The organism is Cecembia calidifontis, from assembly GCF_004216715.1.
Lineage (GTDB): Bacteria > Bacteroidota > Bacteroidia > Cytophagales > Cyclobacteriaceae > Cecembia_A > Cecembia_A calidifontis.
The window spans coordinates 925,378-942,894 of record NZ_SGXG01000001.1 but is presented as its reverse complement, the minus strand read 5'-3'; the positions used below and the strand labels follow the sequence as shown (position 1 = coordinate 942,894).

Below are 17,517 nucleotides of genomic sequence, written 5' to 3'. Positions count from 1 at the left end.
TCCCGGATAGGTCAACTGAATTTTGTCACGTCCTGATTTTACTTGACACTTTTTTCTTTGTTTTTTCTTTTATTTTCAATCCTCTTAAATGCCCTAGAGCCCAAGTAAGGAGACCTGTCAAGGCCGGAGCGAAGCGACGTTTATATAGCCTTGACAGGTCTCTGTCTTGGGCTACTTTTGCGTTTGAGAGATGAAAACACTGTTAGTCCCTCATGTACCTCAATCGGCTTCTTCATATTTAATGAACAATGTGGCCTCTTTTCATTGTAGGCCCATACTCCATGCCTTACTGCTGCAAACGCTTCTTTGAGATTCTTAAACCTGTCCCCAAGTTTATATTCAATCTTCAGAATCCCGTTAACCCGCTCTGCCATTGCATTATCATAGCAATTCCCTGCTTCTCCCATACTGGACTTTATACCTTCCTTTTCCAGTAATTCAGTATAAATCTTACTGCAATACTGAAAGCCCCTATCTGAGTGATGAACAATGCCTTCTGTTGACGGACATTGTTCTATCGCCATTTTTAAGGCTTCTACAGCACATTTTGACTCAAGCGTATTCCCCAAATACCATCCTACTATCTTCCTGCTGTATGCATCGGTAATAAGATACAGGTACCTGAAGGAATCCCCGACACGGATATAGGTTATGTCCGAAACCCAGGCCTGATGGGCAGTGGTCCAGACATTGCCATTGAACAGATCCTCATATTTACTGTAGCGCATAAATGACTGCGTTGTAACAACATACTTCCTCTTGCGCTTGACCAGCAAGCCTTCAGAACGCAACAACTCAAAGAGCCTGTCCCTTCCTATGCTGATCTCCAACCTCACCGCATCTTCTCTGATCAACTCCTGAAGCTTTCTTGTGCCCATCATCGGATGCGTCCTCCGGTAATCCCGGACAAGCTCCAATACCAGGTCGTATTGCGCTTCCTCCTTCAACTTGGAGTCCATCCAACCATAATATGCTGACCTACTGTAACCAAAGTAAGTACAACCGGACTTAACGCTCACTTCTTCAGGCCTTTTTGAAACAGTCCGTTGCCAAAGTTTTTTTTTAAATCCGTCTTGTATTCATCATTTGCAACATCTATCAGCGTCTCAAGCATCTTGTTGGCAACTATCGAATCGGCCAAGGCAAGTTTTAACCTCTTGTTCTCCTCTTCCAGTTCCTTAAGTCTTCTCTTCTCATCCATAGTCTCTATTCTAACCCTTTTGTTCAACAAATGATCCCTGCCAAAGGACCTGACCCACCTCTGGATCGTCTCCGCTCCTCTAATATCATACTTCTTTTGAAGATAAGAATAGGAACTTCCATTTTCCACCTCCTCTACTACTTGCTTCTTGAAGCTAATACTGTACCTGTTAAATTCCCGAACCGTTTTTGTCATTTTTTTCCTGTTTTTAGTTTGACTTAATCTGTCAAGCTATTTCAGGACGTGACATTTCTACCCTACGTTCATCTTCCTCGCTCCTTTCTCTTTTAACCAGGTTCATGGCTTCCAGGCGCTTCAACAAAGGAGTCAATGTCCCGGAATCCAGGGATAGTTTATCCCCAATTTGCGATACCATCAGCCCATCCTCTTCCCAAAGGCAGAGCATGACCAGGTATTGTGGATAGGTCAGCCCAAGAGCTTCCAAAGGCTCACGGTAGGCTTGGGAGATCAGCCTTGATGCCACATAAAAAGGAAATCCGGGTTCTTTTTCTTGAATAGCCATATTTTTGATTGCAAACAATTCAATTTATGAAAATCTTAATGCTGAAGCAAATTTTTGTGATATTATAATGTCAATCTGACGAAGGAAGAGTCTCACAAAAAAGAGGAGATACTCCCCAATGCTGCTGGGTAGGAATTCGACTCTGCAGGCTCCGGTTCAGGATGACGGATCAAGTGATGTCATTATTTTTCTGAAAATGTCAAATTTCAATCTCTATTTGCAGGTTTGTGGAATTAAGGATTCCAAATCCTTGGTATCACGGTTCGGGTTGCAAATCCCGTACAGCAAGGTTCCTGATTATCCACAATCGATCTTGGTTCCTTAGTCCCTTTGTGGCTTTTATAATGGACCAAAACCTGTCCAAAAACTCAGTAAATCCCGCTCGGCTTGAATTAAGGATTTATTTGATTATATTTCTTTCAATGTTTCATGAATCCTTGTTAAATGCGCAATAGATTTTTAGAAATCCTCAAATGGCCCATCGTTTTTCTTTTAAGGAAACCTACATTGTGGATTTCCAAAAAAGTATCGGCTTCACCTGATAGGGAATATGTTTTTGAAAGGTTGACAGCATTATACCAGGATATTGTGGATAATCCCAAAACCAAACAAGGGGCTCTATACAATTTGGATTTAAAAAATGGAACTACTATCATTTTTTCCGATCATCATAAAGGCAACCGGGGCCGTAGCGATGAATTTCGGTTTTCAGAGCAAAACTACCTTACAGCCCTGGAATATTATGAGCAGCAAAAAGCCAATTATATCAATTTGGGCGATGCAGAAGAATTCTGGAAGTTTAATATTTTTTCCATTATCAAACATAACCAAGCTACTTTTGAGGCAGAGAAAAAGTTTGTCAAAAGAAATGCTTTCTATAAGATTTATGGGAACCATGACATTTTCTGGAAAATCGATCCTTTTGCCAAAATGTTTCTCCGTGAGGTCTATGGCAAAGCCATCAATATTTATGGGGGTATTGTGGTCAGGGTCAGGTTTGAGGACGGAAATCACATCGATGTATTTTGTACCCATGGGCATCAGGGGGACAAAAGGTCTGATGGTAATCAGTTTTCTATATGGTTTGTCTCTTATATATGGGCCCCTTTGCAGTCATTTTTGAATATCAACATCAATACACCGGCAAATGTAAAGACTGAAAAAACCCTGCATAACCGCCTGATGTACGAATGGAGTCAACAGCAGAAAAACTTGATTTTGGTCACCGGACACACGCATCAACCGATTTTTCATTCCTACAGCCATATTCAAACGCTAAAATCGCAGTTGGAAGAGGCCATTGCCAATAGCCAAAATGACTTGGTCAGGGAAATTAAGGAAAAAATAGCCAGGCATCCCAGTCAGTGTGATGGTTCTCCAAAACCTACATCGCATTACAAGCCTACCTATTTCAATGCAGGATGCTGCTGTTACAGTGACCACAGCATTACGGGCATTGAGATTGCCGATGGTTTTGTCCGCTTGGTAAGTTGGAAGGAAGGGGATGGCAAACCCAAGAGGGAAGTCATGGAAGAACTTCCCCTGAGTGAACTAAGGCATATGTTTTTCGGATAAGTTTCTGTTTTTTTCCGCAGAGAATGCAATGGTTTTCGCGAAGGGCGCAGAGGCTTCTCGGAATTTGAAATTTCGTGAAGCGATACTGCGGATTTGTAAACCGCCTGTAAACGGATGTCAGCCTCAAGAATTGAAGGAGTGTTTTTGGCCACTGATCAATGGGGATGAATGAGGATATTGTTGTTTTTAACTCAATCATTTTTCACTGCAGAGAGCGCAAGGGTATTGGCTTAGGCCACTGTTTATCCACAAAGATCCTTCGTGTCGTTGTGGCTATTTTTTTTTGAACCGCAAAAGTGACAAAAGAAAATAAAAAACTCTTTAGTCTTGCTTCTTGCTTATAGATTCCAAGACCCGACCTTAAAATACTTGACACTTGTTATACTTTCTTCCCTTGTGTCCGACTCCTTTGGAGTCGGGATTCAAGAATATTATAATTGCTTCACAGCCCCGGGTTATACCCGGGGCAAATACCCTTAAGGGATCAAACCCCCATCGGGGTGGTTTTGTCACTATTTTAAGCAATTACCTTAATGAATCCCTTAAAACCTTGACTCCTAAATGGCTTCGAAATCTGTCTACCGAAATCCCACTGTCTCGTCTCTAACTTCTCATTTCTCCCTTCTCAATAATACCTTCCAATCATGGGATGGTCCACGATAGCCCTACGAAGCTCCAGTGTTTTGATCGTTCCCGGAACTTTATAAGCCACCTTACCTCCCGGTTCGATCAATAGGGTTAAAGGTAAACTTCCATCCCAGTCATTTTTCACCACATCAATTACCGCATATTTATCATCTGTATCAATCTGATAATTGGTCACTGCGGAATATTTGGATTTCAGGAACTTCAGCACCTTATCTTCATGCTCGGGGTTGTCCATACTTAAAGACACAAATCGGAAATCCCTGGCACCGTACATGCGCTGTATTTCAATGAATTCAGGATATTCCACCACACAAGGGCCGCACCATGTCGCCCAAAAGTTGATTAACAAGAGTTGATCCGTCTTATTCTCCATTAGTTCTGCCAGTTCACTTGTGGATATCTTTTCCAAAGTGACAGGTTTCTTTTTCCATTCTTCGTTGGTTTTAATGGCAAACTCATTTTTCCAGGCCCATTTTGTAGAACAGCCGAAGGCGGGGGTAATGGCCTTGTCGGGTTCTAAGGCCTCTCCTGCCAGGGTTTTGTCAATGGCATTTCTCAGATCTTCTGCATTCGCAGTTCCCGGCTTTTCGGAAGCATCCAATCTTCCGGAATAGGTAAGTTTTCTATCCTTGTCAAAAACAAAAACATGGGGGGTGGCTACAGGTCCATAGGCCAAGGAATATTCGTGGGTGTCCCCATCATAAAGGTATGGGAAGTTATAATTCATGTCCTTGTAGCGGATCTGCATGCTATGGTAATCATCGTTCAGGTCCGTATAGCCCAATTCCTCTGGCAAAATCCCAATTGGGCTATTGGGAGAAATGGCGACAAAGGCGACCCCTTTGGGACCGTATTCCTTTACCAGGTTGATAAACCTTTCCTCATAAGCCTGAGCCGTTGGGCAGTGGTTACAGGTGAAATTGATGACCAGGACGTCTGCTTCTTTGAAATCATCAATGGATACAAATTTTCCGTCCACATTGGGCAAATTGAAATAGGGGGCCTTATCTCCAATAGCCAATTTCCCTACGGGCTGTTCTGCCATTTCCTGCGGATTGGGTATAAATTCTCCGTTGGGCTTTGCCCCCTCCATGCTTTGTTGAGGCCCACAGGAGGCTATCAGGCATATACCTGCGATCAATAGTGTGGATAAATGACTTGCTTTCATATTGCTCTGGGTTTGTTTACCATGTGATTGTATTGCTTCCTGATTTTAGGTTATACTTTTTTCCTTTCCATTCGAATCTCCCGTTCAGTCCTTCCGGCAATATGATTTCTGCACGCTGCTTTCCGAAATCATATTTGGTATGGATGTCTCCTTTTGGATGGGGCATGCTCCCTTCAAATGTGGATAAGTTGCCTGGATTGGGAGCGATCAGCACCGATTTAAAGTAAGCTTCTGCCGGCTGAATACCGCATACGGTGTGGATAAACTCAAAATTGGGACTGGCACTCCAGGCATGACAGTCTGAGCGGGTCTGTACCTCATGCTCTGCAAAAGTGGTCAGCCCTTCTTCCAACATCTGTTCCCAAGTCTGTAGGTTGTTGATAAAGTAATCGCCATTTCCACTTTTTTGTGCTGCACGGGTAAGGTAAAACCTAAAATAAATGTTGGCCTGGGCAAGTCCTTCCTCTGAAATGATTTTTTGGAAAAGCTTACTTTGAAGGGACTTATCCACTGTTTCCGTCAGAATTGCAAAGATATTGGCATGCTGACTGAAGCTGCTTTTGTCCTCCTTGTCTGCCATTAAACCCCTATTTTTATCCCATCCTTTGGTAAGCACTTGTTTTTTGATTTTTGTGGATAAGTCCCTAAAGTGATTGGCGAGGTATGGCTTATCGAATGCTTCAAAAAGGGGGATGGCCTCTTGAATGGCGTAAACATATTGCAGGGTCATAACCAGGGAACCGCCATCTGCAAACCCTGGGGGAGAAGCCATTTCCCATCTAGTAACGTCGGTATAGGACCACCATGGCATAGGGCCTAAAATATAATCCTTGTCCAATTTGTTTTCGAACCAATGGAGAATAGAGACAACTTGCGGTATATAGGCTTTAATAAATTCGGGATCTTCCCTGTGGAGGTAATAGTCATGAAGCATATTGATCCAAAACAGGGAATAGGGAGGGATCATTTGTGGCAAACTGGAAGGATAACGGCTTTGCGTGATTCCTTCATCTGTGATGGAGTGGGCAAACTGTCGGATAGAATTTTTCACCAACCTGTCATCTCCTGCTGCATATAAGGAAATCAAGGCCTGTACCCGTGTATCCCCAACATATTGTAATTGTTCGTAATAAGGGCAGTCCATATAGGTTTCATCGGCACATAGCAGTGCTGTGCGCCAACCCACTTCCCAAATGTCCTCATGGATTTTGAAAGGTGTTTTGAAGCTTCCTGCCTGTTGAAAGGGATAATAAAATTTGTGTGCAAAATAATTATCTAAAATAAGCTCTTCCTCCCCTGTTTGGATGTGCAGTTCAATAAAGCGCCAGGTACGTGGCAACAGCTGGGAGTAGGTTCTGCTTTTTCCTCCATCCAATAGATACCGGTCCTTTTGGCCAATCAGCTTTTTTCCTTCTATTTCATCCCGATGGCCCTGTTTTCTGTCCGGTCCAAAAAGGGCTTCTGCATAGGCTACTTCCACTAATGCTCCTTTTCCCCGGGAAAAAGTAAAATGGGTATGTCCTTTGGTCATGTAACCCTGATCCAACAAGATGGTGGTGCTGGTGTTTTTTGGTATCCTCAAAGATTGTTGGTTTTGCCATTGGTTGAAAAGTGCTTCATCCCAATATCCTGTTGTTTTTCGGATTTTGGGATGTTTCTCTGTCTCTTCATTCATCAAGGGAATGTCCCTTTTGGTCAGGCTGATTTCGGCATGTCCATAAGAATGGGAATGGCCGTAGGGTCTTCCCGGATCGAGGTTTCTGGGACTTTTCCACATGTTGTCATCAAAACCTACCTGATGCCAGCCCCAGGGATATTGATTCCCGCTGATCGCCTCTCCTCCTCCCATGGCAAAATAGCCATAGATTTCAAAATCTTTACCCCTGTACGTTGGCTGATGGGCGAAATTGACCATTAATTTCCAAGAACCTGTCCCTGTATTGATTGTCCTTTCAAATTCCGTGTTTTCAGTTCGGACAATAAACCTCAAACCCAGGTCATGATAGCGTAGTGGGTTCATTTCCCCCAAGGAAAATACGGTCAATCCAATCACATTTTTTCCTTTCTGAAGATGTGGAGCCAGGTCATAGGTATCATAACTGTAATGTTTCAGGTCATTATTGGCAGGCCCTTGACCGATATATTTTCCATTCACAAAGAGTTTGTAACGGATAACCGCCGATACATCAATGAGCAGTTCTTCAGGAATGCTTTTCAATTCTATCTCATTTCTTGCCTGTACTACCGCATAGCGGGGCAACTCGTTTTCCGGCAAGCTGATCCATCGGGCTTTCCATTCCGGCCCGGGCCTTTGTTCTTCCTTTTGTCCTGCAGGTCCAGTTGCTTGAGGATTACTGTCCATATTTATGGATTCCCCGTAAGGAGGAGTGGACAGTAGGATAACATCAGAAGAGGAATGGGCTTCTGCCAAAGGCATTTCAATACCCAGAAATACCCATAACAAAACAAGCAAGGAAAGAGATAGGAGTTGCCTGTAAACCATGATTTACCTAACAAATGTGGAACGCTTCAAATACTCAAAGCTTTTTTGAACGCTTTCAATGGGCTCAAAATTGTACCTTTCTACTTCAACAAAATAATCTTTCATCCCCTGTTTGTAGGCTGCTTTAAAGATGGCCTCGAAATCCATGGTCCCACTTGCCCCGATTTCCTCTTCATCTTTGATGTGCAGCAGGGGAAACCTTCCTCCATACCTTTCCAGATAAGCTACCGGATCCTGACCACCTTTTTGACTCCAGTAAACATCCAATTCGAAGCAGACCAATTTGGGATCGGTATTTTCGATCATGTAATCCATCATGATTTTTCCTTCAATGGTCTCAAATTCCCTGGCATGGTTGTGAAATCCAAATAGCATTCCTGATTTTTTGGCAATTTCCCCGATACTGTTGTAATAGTCGATCCAGTTATCCAGTTCCTTTAAAGTGGTAGGGATGGGCATAGAAGGTTTGATCAGGTATTTGGCACCCATGGCCTTGTGGTCTGCTACTGCTTTTTTCCACCAGTCCAAAGCCTCCCCTTTTTTGGCAGGATCATAAGTTCTTGGTCCACCCACATGGGCCGATCTCAATCTCATTCCCAAGTCCTCAATGTATTTTCTGAAAAAGACAGGCTCCATCCCATAGACCTTTCCGTCTGCATAGCTGGCTGTTTCCAGGCTTTTGTACCCTATGGAAGCTACTAACCTCAGGGTGTTTTGCGGATCTTCCCGCATGGCCTCCCGAAGAGAATAGAGTTGCAGACCGATGGGTTTTTTAGCCAAACTTTCCGCCCACAATGATTGGGGTTTCAAAAGGGCACCCAAAGTGAAGGCGCTGGATATTTTCAGAAAATCTCTTCTATTGTTCATATTTTGCTGGGTTTAAAGTTTATATCCGTTTTCATAGTTGTAATGCAGCCGTGCCCGGGCTTCCCAATCATTTGGGAAAGTCTGATTGACCGGATCCCAATCCAGAGGCCTGCCCAGTTCATGTGCAATGTTTCCAATGGTACAGACCACACAGGTACTGTGTCCGACTTCTACGGGTACAATGGGATCTTTTCTTTTGATCACTGAATCAATAAAATCCCAATAATGTGGGGGATAACCCAGAGCGGGTCTTTCCATGGTAGGTTTTAAGCTTTCATCCGAGGAATCAAAATTTCCACGGGAGACCTTAATCCAGCCCTTGTCCCCAATAAATTTAACGCCCTGTCTTCCCTCATCAAAGGGTCCCACGATCATTTCCACCCCATTGGCATATTGATAGGTCAGAGGCTTGCCGTCCGCAGCAGGAATCACTTTGATGGGACCGCTTCTGTCCATCCCTAAGCCCCACTGAGCAATATCAAACATATGCGCTCCCCAATCGGTCATATACCCCCCTCCTGTTTCTTTGAACCATCTCCAGGCACCCCAAAGCTTTTCATTTTCTTCCGGATCTAGGGAAATGGGAGGGTTAAGCTGTTCATTGAAATGCATTTCAGGTAAAGGTCCCAACCAGGCTTTCCAATCCAGTCCTTTGGGAACCTGCTGTTTTTCCAGGTCGTACCGTCGGGGGTGTTCAGGCTGTCCTACATGCACCAAAACCTTTTGTACCTTTCCAATTCTCCCCCTGAGTACCATCCTTGCTGCATGCTGGAAATTCAGGTCAGAGCGCTGCTGACTGCCTACGGCCAGTACCGTGCTGTTTGCTCTTACTGCCTCGACCAACTTCTGACCTTCATAGATGGTAAGGGTAAGCGGTTTTTCCAGGTAGACATCCTTCCCTGCATTGCAGGCATCTATGGCCATCAGGGCATGCCAATGGTCTGGGGAAGCGATTACTACCGCATCGATATCAGGTCTTTCCAAAAGCTCCTTGTAATTTGCATAAACATTGACATTGGGGCTTGCCTTACCCAATTCATTCGCAATCCGGTTGACCCTGAGTTTGAATCTTTCCCTTTTGATTTCATAAACATCCGCACAGGCCAATACTTCCACTCCCGGGATGCGCATCATGCCATTCAATATGCCCATGGCCTGTCTTCCTACTCCGATAAAACCAAGCCTGATTTGATGGATGTCTTCTGCTGATGCTAAAAGAGAATTTTTTGCAGAACTCAGCCCGGGAATAAAGGAAAGACTGGCCGCACTGAGCAGACTGGTTCCCAGAAATTTTCTCCGGGAAAAAACCGGGGTATTTTTTTTCATGGTGAAATGGGTTTATGGTTAATGGCATACTTCCCAAGCAATTTTCAGATAATCGGTTGATTATTTGTTACTTTAGGATAAGATCAGTATAATATTACTCGAATTTGTCCTTTGTTAAAAATTTCAAAACGTAAAAATCACTTTCCAGAGACCTTAGTTTGATAAAAGGCAGGATGGAATTATGATAGGTATGACCCAAAAACCCAAAATATTGGTCATTGGAAGCGCCAATATGGACATGGTGATTCAGTCCGATCACTTCCCAGTTCCCGGTGAAACGATCATCGGTGGGGATTTCTCACTGATTCCAGGGGGCAAAGGAGCAAATCAGGCGGTGGCGGCAGCACGTCTAGGCGGAGATGTATGCTTCATTACCCGCTTAGGGGAAGATATTTTCGGCAGTCAAAACCTGCTCAATTTCCAAAAAGAAGGCATAGATACCAGTTACATCCATCAGATACCGGAAGTACCTTCCGGCGTGGCCCTGATTACGGTGGATAAAAGCGGAGAAAATACCATCATCGTGGCACCGGGAGCAAATGCCCATTTGACGGTAGGAGATATGAAAGCTTCTGAACAGCGCTTTGAGGAAACTGAATTGATTTTGTTGCAACTGGAAATCCCATTGGAAACAGTGGTGGCTGCTGCGGCATTGGGCAATAAATTGGGTAAAAAAGTACTGCTAAATCCGGCCCCTGCCCAAAAACTGCCGGACAAGCTTTACAGATACCTTCAGCTCATAACACCCAATGAAACGGAAGCTGAGTTTTTGACGGGGATTGCTATTGATGGGGAAGCTTCAGCCGAAAAAGCTGCCAAGTTTTTCATTGAAAGAGGAGTACAGGATGTCATCATTACCCTTGGATCCAAGGGGGCCTATCTTCACAGCAGTAATTTCAAAGGAATTTTACCAACTTCCAAAGTGACTGCCAAAGACACCACCGCGGCCGGGGATACTTTCAACGGCGCCCTCGCCGTGGCGCTTGGAAAAGGATTACCCATAAAAGATGCGGTAAACTTTGCGATGAAAGCAGCTACGCTTTCCGTGCAAAGGATGGGGGCACAGACCTCCATCCCTTATATACATGAATTGTCCATCCCTTGACCTAAACAAACCTCCCACATTATGAAATCAAGCCTTTTCCTGACATGTTTTATAGTCTTTTCTTTTCTGCTTTTTTCATGCCAAAATCCCCAGTCTTCCCAAAGCCTGTTTGAGGATGCTCAGGAAATTTCTCTTTCCAAAACTTCCCTCCAAGACAAGATCAAAGGTGGTTGGGCAGGTCAGGTGATCGGATGTACCTATGGTGGCCCTACAGAATTCAGGTTCAACGGGACCATGATAGGGGACCATATTCCCATTCCCTGGGATGAAAACCAAATGAAGTGGTGGTATGAAAATGTGCCAGGGCTATATGACGATGTCTATATGGACCTGACTTTTGTGGATGTTTTTGAAAAATATGGAATAGATGCCCCTGATTCCCTGCATGCCCTTGCTTTTGCCCATGCGGAATACCAATTATGGCATGCCAATCAAGCAGCCAGGTACAATATATTGAGTGGTATCATGCCCCCTGCTTCCGGGTTTTGGAAAAATAATCCCCATTCTGACGACATTGATTTTCAGATTGAAGCTGATTTTGCTGGTTTGATGGCACCGGGAATGGTCAATACTGCAGCTGATATCGGCAACCGTATCGGACATATCATGAATTATGGGGATGGGGTATATGGGGGAATTTATGTGGCTGGGATGTATGCACTCGCTTTTGTCCATGATGACATGGAATTTATTGTCGAGGAAGCATTAAAAACTATACCTAAGGAAAGCGAATTTCACCAATGCATCACAGATGTCATCCAATGGTACAGTCAATATCCGGATGATTGGAAACGCAACTGGTTTGAAGTGCAGAAAAAATGGAGCTTCGACAAAGGCTGCCCGGATGGGGTTTTCAAAGCCTTCAACATCGATGCAAAAATCAATGCAGCCTACATTGTGATAGGCTTACTGTACGGCAAAGGGGATTATGGGAAGACGATTGATATAGCTACCCGCTGTGGTCAGGATTCGGATTGTAATCCCGCCAATGCAGGGGGCATTTTGGGAACCATGATCGGCTACAGTAAAATCCCGGATTATTGGAAACAGGGAATTGACAAAGTGGAGGATATGAATTTCAAATACACTGACATGTCCCTCAACAAAGTATATGAAATTGGGCTGAAACATGCCCTGGAAATAACTGCCCGGAACGGCGGAAGGATTGAGGGTGATCAGGTAATCATATCTTACCAAAAACCCAAAACCCTGCCATTGGAAGTCGGTTTTGAAGGCATTTATCCTACCAAAAGGATGAATCTTGCCAAAAACCTGAATACGGCCAATCAGGAGGTTGCTTTCAAAATTCAGGGGAAAGGTCTTGTAATCACCGGAGAGGCAGTAAAGGAAGCCTCCTTGAGCCATGATAACCTCTTGCTTAATGTTTGGATTGATGGAAAATTAATGGAAGAAGTCCGCATGCCCACCAACTTTCAAAGCCGAAAACATGAAATCTTTTGGTTTTATGACCTGGAGGAAGGTGATCATGAAGTAAGGTTGCAAGCCAAACAGATCCCTCAGGGCTATCAGGTGAATGTCAGGGAAGCATTGTTGTTTTCTTCTATCAATCCAGGAAATCAAAACTATTAACAACAAATGAAACAGAAAATCATCTACTTCGCCATTTTCTTAGGATGCTGTATAGTATGGTCCTGTTCCTCCCCTAGACAGGAAAGCGGACTTGAACCAAATGTGGAAAATCCTAAAATCAGATTGATTTATGATACCGATGCCAACAATGAACTGGATGATCAGTTTGCCCTGATGTACCTTTTGGTCAATGGTCCCACATTTGATTTGGAAGGTGTAACTGTCAATGCCACCAAAAGCGGAGGTAATATTGATCAGCATTATGAAGAGGCCAAGCGGATTCTTCAGCTGGGACAACGCTTTGGGCAAATCCCCCTCCTGAAAGGAGCAGATGCTTCCTTTGAAGCCATCCGGGCACATGTGCAGGAAACTGATTTTGACGGAAAGGCAGGAGTGGATTTCATCATAGAAGAGGCCAACAAAAGCCATGATCAGGAATTGATCCTTCTTGCGGTGGGAAAATTGACCAATGTGGCTTTGGCCTTGGAAAAAGACCCCTCCATTGCATCCAAAATGCGGGTGGTCTGGTTGGGTTCCAATTACCCCAAACCGGGTGAATACAATCAGGACAACGATACCGTTTCGGTGAATTATGTGCTGAATACCCAGGTACCTTTTGAAATGGTGACAGTTCGGTATGGAGAACCAAGCGGTACAGACGCGGTAAAGGTGACCCAAGCAGAAATCAACCAAAAAATGCCCGGCATGGGACCTCAGATTGAATTGCCAATTATAGGCCGTCACGGCGGGGAGTTTTTCAATTTTGGAGATTATGCGGTAAGCCTCTTTGAGCACATTGATTATTACTCAGATCCTCCCGCCCGGGCACTGTTCGATATGGTGGCCGCTGCTATCCTTAAAAATCCAGATTGGGGAGAGAAAAAAGAAATTCCAGCTCCTATTCTGATCAATAATGAATGGGTAGAAAGACCGGGCAATCCAAGAAAAATCATTGTTTGGGAAAACTTTGACCGCGATGCAGTCATCAATGATTTCTACCATACCCTCGAAAATTATCAATTGGTCAACCCTAAATAATGGTCAACATGTACATCATTGAATCCTATTCCCTTGCGGTTCTATTCTGTATCATCACCATGCTCTGTTGGGGTTCCTGGGCCAATACCCAAAAGTTGGCAGGAAGCCAATGGCGCTTTGAGCTTTTTTATTGGGATTATGTGATAGGAATTGTTTTCTTGTCACTCTTGTTTGGCTACACTTTAGGAAGTACAGGGGATGCCGGAAGAAGCTTTACAGATGATCTTTTTCAAGCTGACAGGAAAAGTTATTCCTTGGCCTTTATTGGAGGGGTTATTTTCAACTTGGCCAATATACTGATCGTAGCTGCCATTGCCTATGCGGGTATGTCCGTGGCCTTTCCGGTTGGCATAGGCTTGGCTTTGGTTTTGGGTGTTATCGTCAATTATGTTGCCACACAAAAAGGAGATCCCATTTTGTTGTTTACAGGTGTGGTCCTGGTAGTCATTGCCATAGTCATGGATGCTTTGGCTTACAGGAAATTGGCGGGTAGCAAACGAAAAAATCCCAAAGTGGGCTTAATACTGGCATTGGTAGGTGGATTCTTGATGTCTTTCTTCTATTTCTTTGTGGCCCAGTCGATGTCTTTGGATTTCAACAACCCTGAGGGAGGAAAATTCACACCCTACGGAGCGGTATTTGTATTTGCCATCGGAATCCTGATGAGCAATTTTGTTTTCAATACCATATTGATGAAAAGGCCCATTGAGGGATCAAAGCTCTATGGCGCAGATTATTTCAAAGGTAGCCTCCCAGTCCATTTGGTTGGGATTTTGGGAGGGATAATCTGGTGTGTGGGCATGTCCTTCAGCATCATTGCGGCCGAGAAAGCGGGCCCGGCCATCTCTTATGGCCTGGGTCAGGGAGCGACCATGGTCGCCGCATTTTGGGGGGTATTTATCTGGAGAGAATTCAAAGCTGCCCCAAAAGGCACGAACTTGTTGCTGTCAGGGATGTTTGTCCTATTTATTCTCGGTTTGGGATTGATTGTGTATGCAGGGGCATAATCCTGAAATGTCGATTCTGTAGAGCCTGATTAAAAATAAATATCTTACCTCAAAGCAATAGATGCCTCCTGATGTCGGCATGACAAATAGAGGCCTCAGCCAATAGTGAGCAGAAATCAAAAGAAGACGAATATGTAGTAAAATCTGTATTCCATTAAAATTAATGGTCCCAAAATTTCAATCTCCAGCATCTGATTCTCAAATTCCTGTTTCTTGATTCTTATTTCTTGCCTCTTGTGTCTGATTCCTAGCTACTAATCTCTCGCCTTTAAAAAGCTTCTTCCACATCATACTTCCACAAATAGAAACATGCCCTGTCCATCCCTTCAAAAGATCTGCCCGGATTGGTCCGTATGGTAACTCTTTTTCCTTCATCGTCCGCCAATTTGACCATTTGGTGACTGCCGAAATAGGAGATTTTTACAATTTTACCGGTCAATTGTTGCCCGTCTCTCTGTACAACTTCCCCGTGTTCGGGTCTAAAAAGGAGTTTAACTTTTCCTTTATATTTTTTCGCCTCCGGATCAGTGATAAAACCAAAAGAAGTGTGATAACCCTCCTCAGTCGGAATGGCCATTATTTCATTTCTTTTACCAAAAAAGTTGGCGACATAAGGATTTACGGGATTTTCATAGAGCACTTTTGGGATATCGATCTGCTGCAGGTATCCTTTGTGCAAAATGGCAATCCGGTCAGCAGTGGATAAGGCATCTTTGGTATCATGGGTTACAAAGATGGCGGTGATGCCTGTTTTCTTGATGATCTGCCTGATTTCTTCCCTTACTTGATCTTTCAGCATGGCATCCAGGTTACTGAAGGGCTCGTCCATCAACAGGATTTTCGGATTGGGGGCTATGGCCCTTGCCAAGGCGACCCGCTGTTGCTGTCCTCCGGATAACTGATGCGGATATTTATTGAAATCTTCTTTAAGACCGACCAAGTTCAGGGTTTCTTTTGCGATGCGGTTGACCTCTTCTTTGGACCCTTTCAGTCCAAACTTCACATTTTCCAAAATGGTCAAATGAGGAAACAGCGCATAATCCTGGAATACCATCCCCACCTGTCTCTCATGGGCAGGAACGGATTTTTTCCCTTCCACGATTTTTTGTCCTGAAAGGGAAATGATCCCTGAATCGGGATGCTCTAAGCCAGCAATCAACCTGAGCAGGGTGGTTTTGCCAGAGCCACTTTCTCCAACCAAAGCCAATATTTCACCTTCTTTGACATCAAAGGATACATCCTTGATGGCAAATTCCATAGCCTGGTTGTATTTCTTGTTGACGTTTTGGAGTGTTAAAATGCTCATCTGGTCGATTTCTTTTGCTCTACTTATCTTTTTTCGATCAGTTTGTTCAGGAACAGGATGGGTATGATTCCCGTCAGGATAATGATCAGTGCTGCATTGGATGATTCGGCAATCATCTCGTTGGTCGCCATGTCAAAGGCTTTGGTGGCCAAAGTCTGATAGTTGAACGGACGCAGGATCAAAGTTAAAGGTAATTCCTTTAATACGTCCACAAACACCAGTATTATCCCCGATACCAAGCTGGTTTTGATGAGTGGCAGGTCTATTTTCCAAAGTGTCTTGGTACTCCTGATTCCCAATAATCGGCTGGCCTCATTGACATGGATCCCGATTTTCTGGAAACCTGCCTCCACCGGGTTGTAACCAACCGCCATAAACCGCACGATGTAGGCAAAAACAAGGGCAAATAAAGTCCCTGAGAAAAAAAGTCCGGCGCTTTTGGAGCTGAGGAGCGTGCCATAGATCCATTTGTCAATGGCAATAAATGGAATCATGATGCCTACCGCAATCACAGCACCAGGAATGGCATAGCCCAAGGTAGCTACTTTGGTGATATTTTTTACCCATTTAAAAGGGCTTAGCCTGAGGGCATACAACATCACCACGGAGAATATCACGATCAACAATCCGCTGACCGCTGCCAAACCAAAACTCCGGTAAATCAACAGGAAAAAATCTTTATTGACGACTTTCTCCCAGGTCATGCTGACCCAGTTCAGTAATTGTAAAAAAGGAATGAAAAAACTCAGCAGGAAAACCGTCAGGCAGATTCCTGAGTACAATATTTTTTTCCCTAAGGAGGGCTGTATCCTGGCTGTGGGTTTTTGCAGACCGTTGACCGCGGTATATTGTCTATTGCCTCTTTGAATGGATTCCAAAAACAAAATCACGAAAACAAAGACCATAAGAATGGCAGCCAGGTAAATGGCGGTATTGGAATCTCCCATAGAAAACCATGCCCGGAAAATACCTGTAGTAAAGGTATTTACGCCGAAGTATTTTACTGTTCCATAGTCATTGAGAACTTCCATGGAAGCCAAAGCAATTCCTGCTACTATAGCCGGACGTGCCATGGGCAGGGCTACTTTGAAGAATGTCTTGAACCGATTGGCCCCCAACAAGAAAGAGGCTTCCTGTAAAGTTTTGGATTGCTGCAAAAATGAAGACCGGGTGATCAGAAAAACATAAGGAAATAAGGTAATGGACAAAATGAAAATAGCCCCGGGAAGGTTCATGATATCCATCAGGCTTCCTTTGAAATGGATATCGAAAGTGTTGCGGAGGAAGACCTGAATCGGTCCTGTATAATCAAGGATGCCCACATAGGTGTAGGCCATGATATACCCCGGAAACCCTAAGGGAAGGATCAATAGCCACTCAAAGTATTTCCTTCCGGGAAATTCATAATTGGAGACCAGCCAGGCAGTACTTACACCCAATAAAAAAGTCAACGCAGCAACACCTAAAAGTAACAAAATCGTATTCTGAAAATAGCTGAAAAGGAGTGTATTGGCAATATGTGTCCAACTCCCACCCGGGCTATCAAATAATTTGATCAAAATGGTGAAAAGTGGAGTGGCTACCAGCAACAAGATCAGTAGCGAGTAGCCGGTCCACTTATTCCACCAATAATAGCTACGTTTGACTGCTTTCAAGATTT

The 17,517-nt window shown here is 44.0% G+C and carries 14 protein-coding genes; 5 read left to right on the top strand and 9 right to left on the bottom strand.

What is annotated here, in order from left to right:
* Positions 1-140: 140 nt before the first annotated feature.
* Genes BC751_RS04005 through BC751_RS03995 form a run of 3 tightly spaced genes read right to left on the bottom strand, consistent with a single transcriptional unit; the run spans position 141 to position 1,724 of the window.
* Positions 141-1,019, bottom strand: coding sequence for an IS3 family transposase (locus BC751_RS04005; protein WP_165389788.1), 879 nt, complete (start codon positions 1,017-1,019; stop codon positions 141-143).
* Positions 1,016-1,396: a transposase gene (locus tag BC751_RS04000; RefSeq protein WP_130274441.1), complete on the bottom strand. Its 381-nt coding sequence runs from the start codon at positions 1,394-1,396 to the stop codon at positions 1,016-1,018. The genes BC751_RS04005 and BC751_RS04000 overlap by 4 nt, the downstream gene beginning before the upstream one ends.
* A gap of 31 nt (positions 1,397-1,427) precedes the next feature.
* Positions 1,428-1,724 carry a MarR family winged helix-turn-helix transcriptional regulator gene (locus BC751_RS03995; RefSeq protein ID WP_130274440.1) on the bottom strand — a complete coding sequence of 99 codons (297 nt, stop codon included), beginning with the start codon at positions 1,722-1,724 and terminating at the stop codon, positions 1,428-1,430.
* 444 nt (positions 1,725-2,168) lie between these two features.
* Here BC751_RS03995 and BC751_RS03990 point away from each other — a divergent pair, with 444 nt between their 5' ends.
* Entirely contained in the window at positions 2,169-3,299 is a 1,131-nt protein-coding gene (locus BC751_RS03990) for a metallophosphoesterase (protein ID WP_130274439.1), read from the top strand.
* Positions 3,300-3,924: 625 nt separating this feature from the next.
* On the opposite strand, the gene BC751_RS03985 is transcribed toward BC751_RS03990, so the two are convergent.
* The 4 genes from BC751_RS03985 to BC751_RS03970 are packed head-to-tail and all read right to left on the bottom strand — an operon-like array spanning position 3,925 to position 9,811.
* On the bottom strand, positions 3,925-5,115 hold the full coding sequence (locus BC751_RS03985) for a redoxin domain-containing protein (protein WP_130274438.1): 1,191 nt from the start codon (positions 5,113-5,115) through the stop codon (positions 3,925-3,927).
* A gap of 16 nt (positions 5,116-5,131) precedes the next feature.
* Complete coding sequence (locus tag BC751_RS03980) at positions 5,132-7,618, bottom strand: alpha-L-rhamnosidase-related protein (RefSeq protein WP_130274437.1); 2,487 nt, start codon at positions 7,616-7,618, stop codon at positions 5,132-5,134.
* Positions 7,619-7,621: 3 nt separating this feature from the next.
* Positions 7,622-8,485, bottom strand: coding sequence for a sugar phosphate isomerase/epimerase family protein (locus BC751_RS03975; protein ID WP_130274436.1), 864 nt, complete (start codon positions 8,483-8,485; stop codon positions 7,622-7,624).
* A gap of 12 nt (positions 8,486-8,497) precedes the next feature.
* The gene (locus BC751_RS03970) at positions 8,498-9,811 is read right to left on the bottom strand and encodes a Gfo/Idh/MocA family protein (RefSeq protein WP_130274435.1); all 1,314 of its coding nucleotides are present in this window, start codon (positions 9,809-9,811) and stop codon (positions 8,498-8,500) included.
* Positions 9,812-10,001: 190 nt separating this feature from the next.
* Here BC751_RS03970 and rbsK point away from each other — a divergent pair, with 190 nt between their 5' ends.
* Genes rbsK through BC751_RS03950 form a run of 4 tightly spaced genes read left to right on the top strand, consistent with a single transcriptional unit; the run spans position 10,002 to position 14,551 of the window.
* Complete coding sequence (rbsK, locus tag BC751_RS03965; RefSeq protein WP_130274434.1) at positions 10,002-10,916, top strand: ribokinase; 915 nt, start codon at positions 10,002-10,004, stop codon at positions 10,914-10,916.
* A 21-nt stretch (positions 10,917-10,937) separates the two neighbouring features.
* Positions 10,938-12,506: an ADP-ribosylglycohydrolase family protein gene (locus BC751_RS03960; RefSeq protein ID WP_130274433.1), complete on the top strand. Its 1,569-nt coding sequence runs from the start codon at positions 10,938-10,940 to the stop codon at positions 12,504-12,506.
* 6 nt (positions 12,507-12,512) lie between these two features.
* Entirely contained in the window at positions 12,513-13,544 is a 1,032-nt protein-coding gene (locus tag BC751_RS03955; RefSeq protein WP_130274432.1) for a nucleoside hydrolase, read from the top strand.
* Between the two features lie 8 nt (positions 13,545-13,552).
* Entirely contained in the window at positions 13,553-14,551 is a 999-nt protein-coding gene (locus tag BC751_RS03950) for a GRP family sugar transporter (RefSeq protein WP_130274431.1), read from the top strand.
* A gap of 268 nt (positions 14,552-14,819) precedes the next feature.
* Here BC751_RS03950 and BC751_RS03945 read toward each other — a convergent pair whose 3' ends face one another.
* Positions 14,820-15,857 carry an ABC transporter ATP-binding protein gene (locus tag BC751_RS03945; RefSeq protein ID WP_130274430.1) on the bottom strand — a complete coding sequence of 346 codons (1,038 nt, stop codon included), beginning with the start codon at positions 15,855-15,857 and terminating at the stop codon, positions 14,820-14,822.
* A gap of 23 nt (positions 15,858-15,880) precedes the next feature.
* Complete coding sequence (locus tag BC751_RS03940; protein WP_130274429.1) at positions 15,881-17,512, bottom strand: ABC transporter permease; 1,632 nt, start codon at positions 17,510-17,512, stop codon at positions 15,881-15,883.
* Positions 17,513-17,517: the final 5 nt, after the last annotated feature.

Coding starts and splice junctions, on each gene's coding strand:
- BC751_RS03985 (WP_130274438.1), bottom strand. CDS start 5,115: ATGAAAGCAAGTCATTTATCCACACTATTGATCGCAGGTATATGCCTG.
- BC751_RS03980 (WP_130274437.1), bottom strand. CDS start 7,618: ATGGTTTACAGGCAACTCCTATCTCTTTCCTTGCTTGTTTTGTTATGG.
- BC751_RS03960 (WP_130274433.1), top strand. CDS start 10,938: ATGAAATCAAGCCTTTTCCTGACATGTTTTATAGTCTTTTCTTTTCTG.
- rbsK (WP_130274434.1), top strand. CDS start 10,002: ATGACCCAAAAACCCAAAATATTGGTCATTGGAAGCGCCAATATGGAC.
- BC751_RS04000 (WP_130274441.1), bottom strand. CDS start 1,396: ATGACAAAAACGGTTCGGGAATTTAACAGGTACAGTATTAGCTTCAAG.
- BC751_RS03975 (WP_130274436.1), bottom strand. CDS start 8,485: ATGAACAATAGAAGAGATTTTCTGAAAATATCCAGCGCCTTCACTTTG.
- BC751_RS03955 (WP_130274432.1), top strand. CDS start 12,513: ATGAAACAGAAAATCATCTACTTCGCCATTTTCTTAGGATGCTGTATA.
- BC751_RS03995 (WP_130274440.1), bottom strand. CDS start 1,724: ATGGCTATTCAAGAAAAAGAACCCGGATTTCCTTTTTATGTGGCATCA.
- BC751_RS03945 (WP_130274430.1), bottom strand. CDS start 15,857: ATGAGCATTTTAACACTCCAAAACGTCAACAAGAAATACAACCAGGCT.
- BC751_RS03990 (WP_130274439.1), top strand. CDS start 2,169: ATGCGCAATAGATTTTTAGAAATCCTCAAATGGCCCATCGTTTTTCTT.
- BC751_RS03950 (WP_130274431.1), top strand. CDS start 13,553: ATGTACATCATTGAATCCTATTCCCTTGCGGTTCTATTCTGTATCATC.
- BC751_RS03970 (WP_130274435.1), bottom strand. CDS start 9,811: ATGAAAAAAAATACCCCGGTTTTTTCCCGGAGAAAATTTCTGGGAACC.